Annotated in this window: 14 protein-coding genes; 3 read left to right on the top strand and 11 right to left on the bottom strand. The window is 63.7% G+C overall.

The genetic code is table 11. The annotated features are described in order from the left end of the window. Positions 1 to 122 precede the first annotated feature (122 nt). The 8 genes from guaA to groES form a co-directional block, all read right to left on the bottom strand. Entirely contained in the window at positions 123 to 1,709 is a 1,587-nt protein-coding gene (gene guaA, locus ACR0R4_RS03280; protein WP_433645912.1) for a glutamine-hydrolyzing GMP synthase, read from the bottom strand. Then, positions 1,706 to 2,209 carry a DUF3817 domain-containing protein gene (locus tag ACR0R4_RS03285; protein ID WP_433645913.1) on the bottom strand — a complete coding sequence of 168 codons (504 nt, stop codon included), beginning with the start codon at positions 2,207 to 2,209 and terminating at the stop codon, positions 1,706 to 1,708. The genes guaA and ACR0R4_RS03285 overlap by 4 nt, the downstream gene beginning before the upstream one ends. Positions 2,210 to 2,254: 45 nt before the next feature. After that, positions 2,255 to 3,115: an SURF1 family protein gene (locus tag ACR0R4_RS03290; RefSeq protein WP_433646041.1), complete on the bottom strand. Its 861-nt coding sequence runs from the start codon at positions 3,113 to 3,115 to the stop codon at positions 2,255 to 2,257. Positions 3,116 to 3,326: 211 nt separating this feature from the next. After that, the gene (locus ACR0R4_RS03295) at positions 3,327 to 5,054 is read right to left on the bottom strand and encodes a glycerol-3-phosphate dehydrogenase/oxidase (protein ID WP_433645914.1); all 1,728 of its coding nucleotides are present in this window, start codon (positions 5,052 to 5,054) and stop codon (positions 3,327 to 3,329) included. A gap of 5 nt (positions 5,055 to 5,059) precedes the next feature. Further along, entirely contained in the window at positions 5,060 to 6,181 is a 1,122-nt protein-coding gene (locus ACR0R4_RS03300) for a GuaB3 family IMP dehydrogenase-related protein (RefSeq protein WP_433645915.1), read from the bottom strand. Between the two features lie 42 nt (positions 6,182 to 6,223). Continuing rightward, positions 6,224 to 7,726 carry an IMP dehydrogenase gene (gene guaB, locus ACR0R4_RS03305; RefSeq protein WP_433645916.1) on the bottom strand — a complete coding sequence of 501 codons (1,503 nt, stop codon included), beginning with the start codon at positions 7,724 to 7,726 and terminating at the stop codon, positions 6,224 to 6,226. Between the two features lie 113 nt (positions 7,727 to 7,839). Next, the gene (rarD, locus tag ACR0R4_RS03310; protein ID WP_433645917.1) at positions 7,840 to 8,793 is read right to left on the bottom strand and encodes an EamA family transporter RarD; all 954 of its coding nucleotides are present in this window, start codon (positions 8,791 to 8,793) and stop codon (positions 7,840 to 7,842) included. 91 nt (positions 8,794 to 8,884) lie between these two features. Beyond that, positions 8,885 to 9,181: a co-chaperone GroES gene (gene groES, locus ACR0R4_RS03315; RefSeq protein WP_433645918.1), complete on the bottom strand. Its 297-nt coding sequence runs from the start codon at positions 9,179 to 9,181 to the stop codon at positions 8,885 to 8,887. A gap of 296 nt (positions 9,182 to 9,477) precedes the next feature. Here groES and ACR0R4_RS03320 point away from each other — a divergent pair, with 296 nt between their 5' ends. From ACR0R4_RS03320 to ACR0R4_RS03330, 3 genes are read left to right on the top strand one after another with little or no spacing between them, the layout of a single operon-like run. Continuing rightward, positions 9,478 to 9,822 (top strand): DUF4190 domain-containing protein, encoded by a 345-nt coding sequence (locus ACR0R4_RS03320; protein WP_433645919.1) that lies wholly within the window; start codon positions 9,478 to 9,480, stop codon positions 9,820 to 9,822. 35 nt (positions 9,823 to 9,857) lie between these two features. Beyond that, complete coding sequence (locus ACR0R4_RS03325) at positions 9,858 to 10,289, top strand: DUF4190 domain-containing protein (RefSeq protein WP_433645920.1); 432 nt, start codon at positions 9,858 to 9,860, stop codon at positions 10,287 to 10,289. A gap of 4 nt (positions 10,290 to 10,293) precedes the next feature. Continuing rightward, positions 10,294 to 11,565, top strand: coding sequence for a THUMP-like domain-containing protein (locus ACR0R4_RS03330; RefSeq protein WP_433645921.1), 1,272 nt, complete (start codon positions 10,294 to 10,296; stop codon positions 11,563 to 11,565). On the opposite strand, the gene ACR0R4_RS03335 is transcribed toward ACR0R4_RS03330, so the two are convergent. From ACR0R4_RS03335 to ACR0R4_RS03345, 3 genes are read right to left on the bottom strand one after another with little or no spacing between them, the layout of a single operon-like run. Continuing rightward, complete coding sequence (locus ACR0R4_RS03335) at positions 11,562 to 12,689, bottom strand: ABC transporter ATP-binding protein (protein ID WP_433645922.1); 1,128 nt, start codon at positions 12,687 to 12,689, stop codon at positions 11,562 to 11,564. The genes ACR0R4_RS03330 and ACR0R4_RS03335 overlap by 4 nt on opposite strands. After that, positions 12,682 to 13,545 carry an ABC transporter permease gene (locus ACR0R4_RS03340; protein ID WP_433645923.1) on the bottom strand — a complete coding sequence of 288 codons (864 nt, stop codon included), beginning with the start codon at positions 13,543 to 13,545 and terminating at the stop codon, positions 12,682 to 12,684. Before ACR0R4_RS03340 ends, ACR0R4_RS03335 begins: the two co-directional genes overlap by 8 nt. Then, a complete protein-coding gene (locus ACR0R4_RS03345; protein WP_433645924.1) occupies positions 13,533 to 14,369 on the bottom strand; it encodes an ABC transporter permease in 837 nt (278 codons plus the stop codon). The genes ACR0R4_RS03340 and ACR0R4_RS03345 overlap by 13 nt, the downstream gene beginning before the upstream one ends. Positions 14,370 to 14,423: the final 54 nt, after the last annotated feature.

The following is a 14,423-nucleotide window of genomic DNA, read 5'->3' on the forward strand; positions in this document are numbered from 1 at the left end:
TCGGAGTAGGCTACGAGAGGCCAGAAATGGCCTCTCGTTTCACGCCAAGTCACGACTCAACCGAGGCCGAGACGGCCTCGGAGTAGGCTACGAGAGGCCAGAAATGGCCTCTCGTTTCACGCCTACTCCCATTCAATTGTGCCGGGTGGCTTCGACGTCACGTCGAGCACCACGCGGTTGACCTCCGGCACCTGATTCGTAATGCGGTTCGAGATGCGCGCGAGCACGTCGTAGGGCACGCGCGTCCAGTCGGCGGTCATCGCGTCCTCCGACGACACCGGGCGCAGCACCACGGGATGCCCGTACGTGCGGCCGTCGCCCTGCACGCCCACCGAACGCACATCGGCGAGCAGCACGACCGGGCACTGCCAAATCTCACCGTCGAGGCCGGCCGCCGTGAGCTCCTCACGAGCGATCGCGTCGGCCGCCCGCAAAATATCCAGGCGCTCCTCCGTGACCTCGCCGATGATCCGAATACCGAGGCCCGGTCCGGGGAACGGCTGGCGCGAAACGATCTCCTCGGGCAACCCGAGCTCGCGTCCGATCGCCCGCACCTCATCCTTGAACAGATCGCGCAGCGGCTCGACCAGTTCGAAGTTCATGTCCTCGGGAAGTCCCCCCACATTGTGGTGGCTCTTAATATTCGCGGTGCCCGATCCTCCGCCCGACTCGACCACGTCGGGGTACAGCGTTCCCTGCACCAGGAAACGGATCGGCTCGCCATCACCTTCAGCGGCCTCCGCGATGAGCTCAGCCTCGGCCTGCTCAAAGGTGCGGATGAACTCGCGGCCAATGATCTTTCGCTTCGTCTCGGGGTCGGTCACTCCCGCAAGCGCAGACATGAACTGGGCCCGCGCGTCAACGGTCACCAGACGCACGCCAGTGGAGGCGACGAAGTCCTCCTCCACCTGGCGTCGTTCGTCTTGGCGCAGCAAGCCGTGATCCACAAAGACACACACGAGTTGCTCGCCGACTGCCTTCTGCACCAGAGCCGCGGCCACCGCGGAGTCAACGCCGCCCGAGAGCCCACAAATCACCTTGCCGCTGCCCACCTGAGCGCGGATGCGATCCACCTGCTCGGCGATGACGTTTCCGGCGTTCCAGTCGGCGGGAATGCCAGCGACCTCGTGGAGGAAGTTTTCGAGCACGCGCTGACCGAAATCGCTGTGCCGCACCTCGGGGTGCCACTGCACGCCATACATCTTGCGCTCGGCGGAACCGAACGCGGCGACGGGGGTCACCGACGTCGAGGCCAACACATCGAAACCCTCAGGCGCCTGTTGCACGGCATCGCCGTGGCTCATCCACACGTTCTGCTCGGCGGGCTGCCCCGAAAGGATCGCGCCACCGCCACCGTGCACCGTCGTGGTCGTGGCCCCGTATTCGCGGTCGCCCGTATTCCCAACCTCGCCGCCCAGTGCGCGTGCCATTACCTGGAACCCGTAGCAAATACCAAACACGGGAATGCCCAGCTCGAAGATGCTCGCGTCAAACTGCGGGGCACCCGCTTCGTAGACCGACGAGGGCCCGCCAGACAGCACCACTGCGAGTGGCCGCTTCGCCTCAACTTCTGCCGCCGAAATGGTGTGCGGCACCAGCTCGGAGAACACTCCAGCCTCACGAACGCGACGCGCGATCAGCTGCGCGTACTGAGCGCCAAAGTCAACAACGAGAACCGGCTGGTGCGAGGTTTGGGTATTTTCGGTCATGGGCGGCCTTCCGAGGAATGGGCGGCTTCGGCCGCGGGGGTGTCCGGTGAAATCTGGGGGTGTGACGGGTCGCCGTGGGAGTCGAGGAATGCGTTGACCTGGCGGGCCACGCGCACCTCAAGAAAGAAAGACATGAGCGGAATGACGCCTCCGAGCGCGAGCACCAGGAACTTCGTGAAGTTCCAGCGCATCGGGCTCCACAGCATGAAATTCGAGATCAGGTACACGACATAGAACCAGCCGTGCGCGATCAGAATCGCCTTAAAGAGGTCGAACCCGGCTGGCTGATAATCGCTCTCCACACCCTCGGGCGCAAGCGGCTCGAACGAGGCAAAGCCTTCTGGTGTAAACAGAAACAGTTGCACCTGGAACGCATACTTCATGACCATCACTGCGCACAGCAGTAACAGCATTGTGCCGGTGATCACCGACGTGACCTTGTAGACCTTGAGCGCCCGACGAATCCGCGGGTAGTCGGCTGGCTTGGGCTGCAGAACCATGGGGTCCATTCTATTCGAGTGCGAGATGGTGGATCGGCGGTTGCACTAGGGCGAACCCTGTTCGGCCGGTGACCCGCTCGAGGCGCCCGTTCCGCGGATCCCGGCTTCGTGGGCATCCGGCCCGGCTGCGGCAAGCAGTCGAAGCTCGTGCTCCTTCTCCCATGCGTCGCGGGCGAGTCGGTACCAGAAGAAAATCGCGAAGCCCGCGAACACGACCCACTCGACTGCGTAGAAGAGGTTGAGCCAGTTGATCTTTTCCACGGGAAGCGGCGGAACCGAATCGATCGCGACGAGACCGAGCTTCGTCATCGTCGAGCTGTCGATCGGGCTCTCACCCTCCCCTGGATGCATGACGAGGAACCCCGCGTAGGCGGACCCATCGAAGGGTTGCCAAAGATTGACAAGTTGCGCCGGGGCCATGCTCGTGATGCTCATTGGGTCTTCGTCCGGTCTCGGTAGCATCGCCCCGTCGGGAGGCATATACCGCCCTTCAACCCCGACGCTCAATCCCGACTCGGCACTGAGGGCATCAAGCGCGTCGATCGCTCGCGCGGCATCGGCATCGGTTCGCGCCCACCCAAGCGCAACGGCAAGGTGCCCCTCATCAGAAGCGAGGTGACCGCTCACCCATACACCCAGCTCGCCGCCGTGCATTCGCTGCTCAATGATCTGAAAATCGCCGGGCACGAATTCGCCTGAGGTGGTCACGACCATGCCCGCGGCGGTGTCGGCTACCGAGGTGCCGGCATCGGTCACCTCGGATATGGGGCGCGCAATCTCGCTGCTCGCTGCGTCATCGTTCTCTGCCTGTACGGCAAAACTCAACTGCCACTGCCCGAGCCAGGCGAACGCGCCCGCGACGACGAGCGCCAACAGGAGCGCGCCGATCCACTGTGGTCTGCGCATCACCTGCCCGAGTGTGGGCTTCCCCGCGTACTGGGGGCGCCGGGAGGCGGGCAGTGTGGTGCTGATGGTGCAGCGCTCCTTGAATGGGACTGGTGCGGATTCCGCGCGCCACAAGTGGGGCGCGGCACCCCCAAATTGTAGCCCGCGAGGCTGAACCGAATCTGGTGGTGGCCTCAGTCAGGTGGACGGAGGGCTCAGACGGACGGAGGGCTCAGGCGGACGGCTCTGGAGCGCCGAGGCGCACGCGATCCGCCGCCACGTCCGTGAGTTGTTGCTGGCTCGCGAGTTCGGCTTCAACCCGGGCTCGATAACGCTCAATTTCGGTCTCGGTGCGAGCCCTCGACCAGCCCAGCACCCCCGCCATGAGCGAGGCGGCAACCGGAGCCGCTGAGACCCCGCGATCCCAAGCCTCAATGGAAATGCGGGTGCGCCGGGCGAGCACGTCGTCAAGGTGCAGGGCACCCTCGTGACTCGCCGCGTACACCACCTCCGCCCCGATGTAGTCATCAGCACCGGGCAGCGGGTCCGCCAACTCGGGTCGCTCCCGGATCAGATCAAGCAGCTCACCGGTGAGTGAGCCGTACCGGCGCAACAGGTGCTCGATTCGCGTGGGGTGCACGTCGAAGGCGCGCGCGACGCGGCTGCGGCGGTTCCAGGCCGCTTTGTAGCCCTCCGCGCCCAGAAGCGGCACGTCATGCGTGATTGACTCCGGCACGCGACCATCGAGCGCGTCCGCCGCAGCATCGATGGCATCCTTCGCCATCACGCGATAGGTCGTCCACTTCCCTCCAGCGACCATCACCAGACCAGGCACCGGTTGCGCCACGAGGTGCTCGCGCGAGAGCTTCGAGGTTTCATCGCTCTCACCGGCGAGGAGCGGGCGCAGCCCCGCAAACACACCCTCGACATCGTCGCGGGTCAGTGGAGTCTTCAGCACACGGTTGACCTGCTCGAGCAGGTAGTCGATATCGGCCGCAGTCGCCGCGGGGTGGGCCTTGTCGAGCTCCCAATCAGTGTCGGTGGTGCCGATGAGCCAGTGTCGACCCCACGGGATCACGAACAGCACGCTCTTCGCCGTGCGCAACAGCAAACCATATTTCGAGCGGAAGCGATCGCGCGGCACGACCAGATGGATCCCCTTTGACGACCGCACCGAAAACGTGGCGCGCTCCCCCACGAGTTTCTGCAGATCGCTCGTCCACACACCCGTGGCATTGACCACTTGCTTGGCGTGAATCTCGAACGTCTCATCGGTCATGAGGTCGCGCGCGGTGACACCAACCACGCGCTCGCCAACCTTCAGGAATCCCTCGACACGAACCCTGCTCGCGATGTGCGCACCGTACGAGGCCGCCGTCCGCGCGAGCATCGCGACGTATCGGGCATCGTCGACCTGCGCGTCACTGTAACTCAGCCCCCCGCGAAACGCGCCCCTCCGCAGGCCCGGCGCATCGCGCTGCAACCCCTTGCGCGAGACGTGGCGATGCCACGGTACCCCCGGCGCTCGCCCACCTGAACGCGCGAACAGGTCGTACAGCATCATTCCGGCACCCACGTAGACGCGCTCGATGACGGGGGTCGTGACCGGGTACAGGAAGCGCACGGGACGCACGAGGTGCGGCGCGATCCGTTGCAGCAGTAGGCCGCGTTCAATGAGAGCCTCGCGCACCAGCGAAAAGTTCATCTGCTCGAGATAGCGGATCCCGCCGTGTACAAGCTTCGAGGACCGGCTGGAGGTACCGAATCCCCAGTCGCGCGACTCGACCATTCCCGTGGAGAGCCCGCGCGTCACCGCGTCGAGCGCAGCCCCTGTACCGGTGATGCCTCCACCGATGACGAGCACATCGAGCTCGTGTTCGGGGTCACGAAGCGTGGCGAGCGCTGCGTCGCGCTCAGCAGGCCCGAGCCGATCGGTACTTCGTGAGTCCTGCTGCGCCATGATGCCTACCGCTCTGCGTACACAATGCCGACGCGCTGAAATTCCTTCAACTCGGAATAGCCCGTGGTGGCCATCGCCCGTCGCAGCGCACCCATCAGGTTCGCCGTGCCATCTGCGACATGCGCGGGCCCCGCGATGACTTCGGAGAGCGGCGCAACCCCGCCCACGCGCATCCGCTTCCCGCGCGGAAGATCTTCGTGGTGGGCCTCTTGGCCCCAATGCCAACCCTGCCCGGGGGCGTCGGTCGCACGCGCAAGCGTCGCACCGAGCATCACCGCATCAGAGCCACACGCGACCGCTTTGATGAGGTCACCAGAGGTGCCCAGCCCACCGTCAGCGATCACGTGCACGTATCGTCCGCCCGACTCGTCAAGATAGTCGGATCGTGCGCCCGCAACGTCAGCAATCGCCGATGCCATCGGTGCGCGAATGCCCAGCGTGGCCCGCGTGGTCGATGATGCGCCACCACCGAAACCGACGAGCACACCGGCCGCGCCCGTGCGCATCAGATGCAGTGCCGATTGGTAAGTCGCCGCACCGCCCACGATCACGGGAACGTCGAGTTCGTAAATGAACTGCTTGAGATTCAGCGGCTCGCGCCCGTCGACCGACACGTGCTCGGCAGATACGGTGTTGCCGCGGATCACAAAGAGATCGACGCCTGCCTTAATCACCGTGTCGTGAAACTCTGCGGTGCGGTGCGGGGACAGTGCACCCGCGACCGTGACCCCAGCAGCGCGAATCTCGCCCAGTCGGTCACGAATCAGCTCGGGGCGGATCGGCGCAGCGTACATCTCCCGCATGCGCTTGACCGTCTCGGCATCATCGCCCAGCGTCGCCAGTTCGTCAAGCAGTGGCTGCGGATCCTCGTACCGCGTCCACAACCCTTCGAGGTTCAGCACGCCAAGCCCGCCGAGGTGCCCCAGCGCGATAGCGGTCTGGGGCGACATGACGGAATCCATCGGCGCACCCAGCACCGGGATCTCGAACTGGAACGCATCGATCGACCACTGGGTCGAGACCACCTCGGGGTCGCGCGTCCGGCGCGTCGGCACAATGCCGATCTCGTCGAAGGTGTACACGCGTCGCGCGCGCTTTCCGCGGCCGATTTCGATCTCGTTACTCACCACACCAGCCTACCGGCTCGGTGTGACATCGAGGTGAACTCACTACCGCTTGTAGTTCGGTGCCTCAACGACCATTTGCACATCGTGCGGGTGGCTTTCCTTCAGGCCCGCTGCGGTGATGCGTACGAACTGGCCGCGCTCCTTGAGCTCATCGATCGTTCGCGCCCCGACGTAGAACATCGACTGGCGCAGGCCACCGATGAGCTGATGTGCAACGGCGCCGGCTGGGCCACGGTAGGGCACCTGACCCTCGATGCCCTCGGGGATGAGCTTCTCATCGCTCGGCACGTCGGCCTGGAAATAGCGATCCTTCGAGTAGGAGGTGCGCTCGCCTCGCGTCTGCAGCGCTCCGAGCGAACCCATTCCACGGTAGCTCTTGTACTGCTTTCCACCCACAAAGACCAGGTCACCGGGGCTCTCATCGGTACCGGCGAAGAGCGAACCGAGCATGACCGATGACGCACCCGCAACGAGGGCCTTCGCGATATCGCCAGAATACTGCAGGCCGCCGTCAGCAATCACGGGCACACCCGCTGGCGTCGCCGCCTTTGCCGCCTCATACACGGCGGTGACTTGCGGAACCCCGACCCCGGCGATCACCCGAGTTGTGCAAATTGAACCGGGCCCCACCCCCACCTTCACTGCGTCGGCACCCGCCTCAACGATGGCGCGCGCGCCAGCATATGTCGCAACGTTTCCGCCAATGACATCGATCGCCGCGAAGGCCGGGTCGGCCTTGAGCTTTGAGATGATGTCGAGCACGCCCCGACTGTCGCCGTTCGCGGTATCCACGACAAGCACATCGACTCCGGCTTCAAGCAGCTCACCTGCGCGCTTCCACGCATCGCCGAAGAAGCCGATACCGGCACCCACGCGGAGCCGCCCGGCATCGTCCTTCGTGGCATTGGGGTATTGCTCTTCCTTATCGAAATCCTTGACCGTCATGAGGCCGGTGAGCTTACCGCTTGCATCCACGAGCGGCAGCTTCTCTATCTTGTGCTTGTTAAAGATCTCCGCCGCCGCAGCGCGCGAAATACCGACGGGTGCGGTGACGAGTGGCATGCGAGTCATGACCTCGCCGACGCGCAGCGTCGCACGCTCCGCCGGATCGATGAAACGCATGTCGCGATTGGTGATGATGCCCACGAGCGTGCCCTGTTTGTCGATCACCGGAAGTCCGGATACTCGGTACTCACCACACACCGCGTCAACCTCAGCGACGGTCGCATCGACATGGGTGGTGACCGGGTTCGTGATCATCCCGGCTTCGCTGCGCTTCACCCGATCAACCATTTCGGCCTGATCTTGAATCGAAAGATTGCGGTGCAGAATACCGATGCCACCGTTTCGTGCCATCGCCACGGCCATCCGCGTCTCGGTCACCGTGTCCATGGCAGCTGAGACGAGGGGCATGCCAAGCCGAATGCGACGAGTTAGCTGCGTTGAAGTATCCGCCTCGCTGGGAATCACGTCGGTGTGCGCTGGAAGCAGCAGCACATCATCGTAGGTGAGCCCGGTGAAGGCGAACGGATCACGCTGTTCCATGAAGACCTCTTCTGCAGATCGGTGCGGTGGGAGCGAACGACGCCGTCCTGTGGCCGGGGTGTGGCCGTGTCACCAGTGTAATCGCAGCGACCCGCTGGTTGTTCCCGGGATGGCTACGCTGCAGGATGAGTGGTAATTGGAGCTGTGGTTGCGGGAGGCTCGATACTGACCCGCGACTGGGCTCGCATGCGCCTACTCGCCACGACCATATCGGTCACGAGGATCACGAGCGCGATCCACACCGCGACAAAACCAATCCAGCGCGTCAGTGGCATTTCTTCGTGAAAAATGAAATACCCACTGAGAAAACCCAGGATTGGTGTCAAGAACTGAATGAACCCCAGGTGCGTCAACGGGAGTCGACGATTCGCCGCTCCAAAGAGGAGCAGCGGAATCGCGGTTGCAACCCCACTCAGCAACAGGGGAATTGTCACTGCTGAACCGTGAGTAAAAGCGGTGAGCGACCCGCCCAGGAGGAAGAGCGCGAGAAGCTGTGCCAAGGCAACTGGCAGCGCAATGATGGTCTCGACGGTGAGACCAGAGAGCGGGTCAATTTCCTCACTGACCTGCTTGCGCACCGCGCCGTAGAGGGCGAACGTCAACGCTATTCCGAGCGCAAGCCAGGGGAAAGTTCCGTAGGCAATCGCGCCGATCATCACCCCGATGCCGGCGATGCTGACTGCCACCCACTGGGCCGACCGCAGCTTCTCTCGCCGCACGAGCACACCAATCAGCACCGTCATGAGCGGGTTGATGAAGTACCCGAGCGAGGCTTCCAGTATCTGCCCTGTGACGATCGCGATCACGAAGATCTGCCAGTTGGCGTACAGCAGGATCGACGAAACCACGAACCATGTCAGTTGTTTCGGGGACTTAAGAATGCGTGCAACGGGGCCGAACGACCGCATGACCGCGATCGCGATGACACAAAAGGCAACCGCAGTCAGCACGCGCCAGGGCACGATCTCGAGGGGGTTGATCGGGCTCAACAAGCTGAAGAAGAGGGGGAACGCACCCCACCACAGGTACGCGGCGACCCCGTAGAAGTAGCCCGAACGATTCGTCACCACGCCAGCCTAGTACCAGATCACAGCCCGATCGCTCCGGGAAAAAAGAAGGGCCGGTACACTGCACCGGCCCTTCTCGTAACGCGCGAAATTAGCGCACAACCACCGCGAGGATGTCGCGAGCGGAGAGCACGAGGAACTCGTCGCCCCCGTACTTCACCTCGGTGCCACCGAACTTCGAGTAGAGCACGATATCGCCCACGGAGACGTCGAGCGGCACGCGGTTGCCCTTGTCATCAATGCGACCGGGGCCCACAGCCACGACCTCGCCCTCCTGGGGCTTCTCCTTGGCGCTGTCGGGAATGACCAGACCTGAAGCGGTCGTCTGCTCTGCTTCGACCTGCTTGATAACAATGCGATCTTCGAGCGGCTTGATGGAGACCGACACGGGTGACCTCTTTCTTGAAGCGGGAAAACTGGACCTGCGCCCAAGGTCGGGCGCCCTGTTGGAATTCTATGGTCTCCGCTAGCACTCTCGCAAGGTGAGTGCCAGCATTGCGGGCTCGTATCGCCGCGGGCGAACACTGACGTAGCGTTTCCTTCCCACTCACTCCGCTCAGTAGACCCCTGAAAGTTCCGATGCCTCACCCCTGAAATTCGCCCAATATTTGGCTCCCCTATGGGATAATCATGACTGACTGACCGGGGCAACAGAGCCCGTCAGCTTGATTCGAGGAGTCCCACATGACGACCCCCTATGACCCCAACCAGCAGCCTGTGCCCCCGCAGCAGCCCGCCGCCCCGCAGTACGCGGCACCGCAGCAGTACGCGGCACCCCAACAACCCGCACCTCGCCCCACCAACACGATGGCGATCATCGCACTGATCGCGTCGATCATTGTGAGTTTGGTTGGTGTCATTCTGGGTCACATCGCACTGAATCAGATCAAGAAGACCGGTGAGGGCGGGCGTGGTCTCGCGATCGCCGCACTCATCATCGGCTACATCGGTGTTGCCGCCTGGGTAATCGGCATTTTCATTTGGATCGCGGTCATCGCGTCGATTGGCATGAGCGGCGTCAGCTACTAGTCGAATCACTGGCCACACAACCATAGAGAGAAGTCATGTCAACACCCACCCCGCCCGGAACGGAACAGCCCACCACGGTGCTGCCCGACACCGACCCGTTTCAGAGCAACGAGCGCTCCCCCGTGGTGGCTTCGGAGCAGCAGGCCAGTTACCAGCCCGAACCGGTGCTTCCAGCTCGACCCACCACGCTGGCTCACATGAACGCATTCGCGCTCATCGCCATCGTGCTGGCCTTCGTGCAGCCAATCGCTGGCATTGTCTTTGGCCACATGGGGATGAGCCAGATCAAGCGCAACGGTGATACCGGACGAGGTGTGGCGCTCACCGCGCTCATCGTCGGCTATGTGATGGTTGCAGGTGTGATTCTCGCGGTCGTTTCCTACTTTGCGTTCATCATCATCATGATCGCAACCATGGGCGCCGCCTTCTCCGAATTCGATCCTTCCGAATTCGATAACTCGTTCTAAACGGATGACAGCATTCACAAGCGGGCCCCGGGGGAACACCCCGGGGCCCGCTTCACGTGAGGCACCACCGGGGTGGTCGACACTTTTCACCTCCCTCGGCCTTGAGCGCCTCGCCGAGGTAGAACGTGCGCTTGAGAGCGGATCGGGTGCCTTTGAGTTGGGAGCGCGGCTACGCTCTCAGGGAGTACCTCCCGACGAATCTGCCGCCCTACTCAGCCAAGCCGATCTGCGCCGGAAGGCCACCCTGAAATTCGGCGAGCACGCCAGGCGCTACCTCTACACTCCCGCGGGACTTGAGCAGGCGACACGCGCCGTCGTGGCAAATACCCACGCACAGCGCTTCGCGACTGCGGGCTGTCGCGTTGTTGCTGACCTCGGCTGCGGCATTGGCGCGGAATCACTCGCACTCGTGGCCGCAGGAGTCCAGGTGCGGCCCGTGGAAATCGACCCGTTCACTGCCCGGGTTGCCGAACACAACCTCGCCATCGCATCCGACGCTCACGCAACACTGCCCCCTCGGGTTTCCGTAACCGACGCGCAAATGGTGAGCCTCACCAGTGTCGATGGTGTCTTCCTGGATCCCGCCCGCCGCACCGCGGGGCACCGCGACACCCGCAGGCTCTCCTCCCCCGACGATTATTCCCCCTCGCTTGACTTCGCGTTCGGCCTTTCCGACCGTTTCCCTACCGGCGTGAAGCTAGGCCCGGGATTCGATCGAGAACTCATTCCGCCGTCCGCGGAAGCGCAGTGGGTCTCGGTTGACGGCCAAGTGGTCGAGACCGGGCTGTGGTTCGGGGCTGTCGCTCGCCCGGGAGTGGGCCGCGCTGCGCTCGTGGTGCGCGGCGGCCGGCAGCACGAGCTCACAGCGGCAGTCGATTTCCCCGATGCCGAGACGCGTGAACTCGGAGCGTTTCTGTACGAGCCAGACGGTGCGGTGATTCGGGCGCGACTGATTGGCTTGCTCGCGGAGCAGCTCGATGCTGGCATGGTGAGTGACGGGATTGCCTATCTCACGGCCGACTCGCTGCGGGCCACCCCATTCGCGCAGGCATTTCGCGTGCTCGAAGAGCTGCCCGGCCAGGAGAAACACCTCCGCCGAGCCCTCTCCGAACGCGGCATCGGTGCTCTCGAAATCAAGAAGCGTGGGGCCGACGTTGACCCGGCAGCCCTGCGCACTCGACTCAAGCTCCGCGGGCCAAATCGAGCCACGCTGATCCTGACTCGGACACAGGGCCGCCACGTCACGCTGCTCGCGGAACGCTGCGATCTCGCCTAAACAGCCGATGGGTCAGGCTCAGCGCGTTCCACTGCGACCGGGTCTCCAACGAGTCGAACACTGACCTGGTCATCCACGGAGAAGCTCTCGCTGGCCGGGTGCTGCACCGTCACCAGCTCTCCAGTCGATAGTCGAACGACGGTTCGTCTCTGGGCACCGAGAAAACCGCTCGAGACCACGACCGCGGCGGTGCCGTGCCCCAGGGGTGCCTGCCGATCCCCCGCGTCTTCGCCCGCAGGTACCCTCGTTAATAACAACTGCTCGGGTCGCACAAATGCGTGTACAGCGGATCCCTCGCGCAGACCGGAGTGAGCGATGACCGGGAGTTGAGTGCCAAGCATCTGCACACCGTCGCCAGCGAGCGTCCCCTGCATGCGGTTGGATTCTCCGATAAAGCGAGCGACGAACGGGGTTGCCGGGCGCCGATAGAGTTCTTCCGGTGCACCGAGCTGTTCGATCACTCCGTCTTTCATGACAGCGACCCGATCGGCGACAGCGAGCGCTTCCTCCTGATCGTGGGTCACGAATATCGTGGTGATACCCAGCTCGGTTTGAATCGCCTTGATCTCATCTCTGAGACGCACCCGCACCTTGGCATCGAGCGCGGAGAGCGGCTCGTCGAGGAGCAGGGCACGAGGCCTGGTAACGAGCGCGCGGGCGAGCGCAACTCGCTGCTGCTGACCGCCAGAGAGCGTGTGCGCATATCGACCACCGAGGTGCGCAAGCCCCACAAGTTCGAGGGACTCCTGCACCCTGGCTCCGCGCTCCTGCGCAGCGACCTTGCGCATGCGCAAACCAAATTCGACGTTCTGCCTGACGGTCATGTGCGGGAAAAGCGAATATGCCTGGAACACCACACCCATGTCGCGTTTGTTGGCCGGGACTCGGGCGATGTCGGCGCCGTCAATGGCAATCCCGCCGCTCGTGACCGCCTCGAGCCCGGCGAGGCAGCGCAGCATCGTCGTCTTCCCGCAACCCGAGGGGCCGAGCAACGCGACGAACTCGCCCTGCTGCACGTCGAGATCGATTCGATTGAGGACAGTATTCGAGCCGTAGGCCTTGGTCACCCCGGCAAAAGTGATCCGGGTACCCTTCAGCATGTGCGCTGCAGCTGTGTCAGCCATTCGTGCCAACCTCCTGGGGTCGAATTCTTCGCCTGCCGCGCGCTGAGTTCAGCGACGCAAACGTGAATAGCAGCGCGAAAACGATGATGAGCGACAGCAGCGAGGTGATGACCGCCGCATACGGGTCGCTCTTGGATACCTCGACGAGCGCCACCTGCATGGTGACGCGGTTGAGGAGGGAAGATACGGTGAATTCGCCCAACACCACGGCCGCCGTGATCAGGGTTGCGCTCGTGAGCCCCGAGCGCAAGCCCGGGGCGATGATGTGTGTGAGCACGGTCAGCCAGCTCGCCCCCAAGGTGCGGGCAGCCTCAGCAAGGGTCTGCGCATTCATGCTCTGCAGATCGGAGGCGATAGCGCGGTAGGCGAAGGGCAAGACCAGCACGCCGTAGGCGAGACTGAGCGTCCACACACCGCTGCCCACCACCTGCGCGATGGCCCGGTAGAGCGGCGCAAATCCGACGACAAGCACGATGGCAGGAATCGCGATTGGCAGCACGGTAAGCAGTTCGAACGCCCGCGCGAGCTTCGGAAACTGCAGGTGCACGAGCACGATGGTGGGCAGAAAAAGCAGCCACACGATCGCGATGGTGATCAACGCGAGAATGAGCGAATTGGTGATGCCCGTCACGAGGTTGCGGTAGGCGCGTTCATTCTCCGGGTTGAAGAGCGCCACCCAATGGTCACCCCCAATGCCGCCACCCTGCAGCCGGAAGGTGAACCACAGCATCGACACGATCGGAACGAGAAACACCCCGCAGATCAGCACGAGAATCGTGCGTCGCAGCCACGGCGCAGGCAGTCCGCTTACTGATCTTGCCACGCGGGAGGTGGTCGCGGCGCTCAACCCTGCCACCTCGCGGCGCGGCGCTGCAGCGCGGAGTAGCCCACCATGACGATGAGCATGACGAGCAACATACCGAGCGCCAGTGCGCCAGCCGAGTTCGCACGGTTGACCCCGGTCTCGGCGATAAGCGCGGCGCGAATCTGCAGGGGAACGATCTGAGCGCCCTGACTGATCAGCGCTGCCGCGGTTGCATACGACGAAAAGGCATTTGCGAACAGCAGCAGCAGCGAACCCAGGAACGACGGCGCGAGGATCGGTCCCGCGATGCGGCCCCAGTAGGTCAGCGATCCACCGCCGAGCGTGGCACTCGCCTCCGCCCACTCTCGCCGCAGCCCCTGCATCGCCGGGAAAAACACAATGACCATGAGGGGAACCTGAAAGTAGAGGTACGGCAGAATCAGGCCGGGAAGTTGGTAGAGCCACACGCCGTTCTCGAAGATATCGAGACCGAACTGATCACGCAGCAACACGGTGAGGATCCCCTGGATGCCGATAGTCGCGATGAACGCGAACGCCAGCATGACCCCGCCGAACTGGGCAAGCACGCTGGATGCGGCGTCGATCGCACGACGCAGCGGACCGCCCTCTCTCGCGCCAAGCAGGGCATAGCAGAGCAGCGCCCCCAGCGATGCGCCGAGCAGCGCTGTGAGTGCACTTACCCAGATCGATGCCCAGAAGGTCTGCTGAACCGCAGGCTCGAGGAGCACCGCGAAGTTGTCGAGCGTCACTTCGCCGTCCGAGTCGAAGAATCCAGTGCCGATCGCCAGGGTCGCGGGGAGCGCCAGAAAGACGAGCACGTAGAGCGCGAACGGCGTAAGACCAAGCCATTTCATGAGCGTGTCCAATCGCGGGTGGATCCTGGCACCGGGCGATGCCCGGCACCAGGA

Origin of the sequence: Leucobacter fengyongliangi, from assembly GCF_050971685.1 — a bacterium.
Classification (GTDB): domain Bacteria; phylum Actinomycetota; class Actinomycetes; order Actinomycetales; family Microbacteriaceae; genus Leucobacter.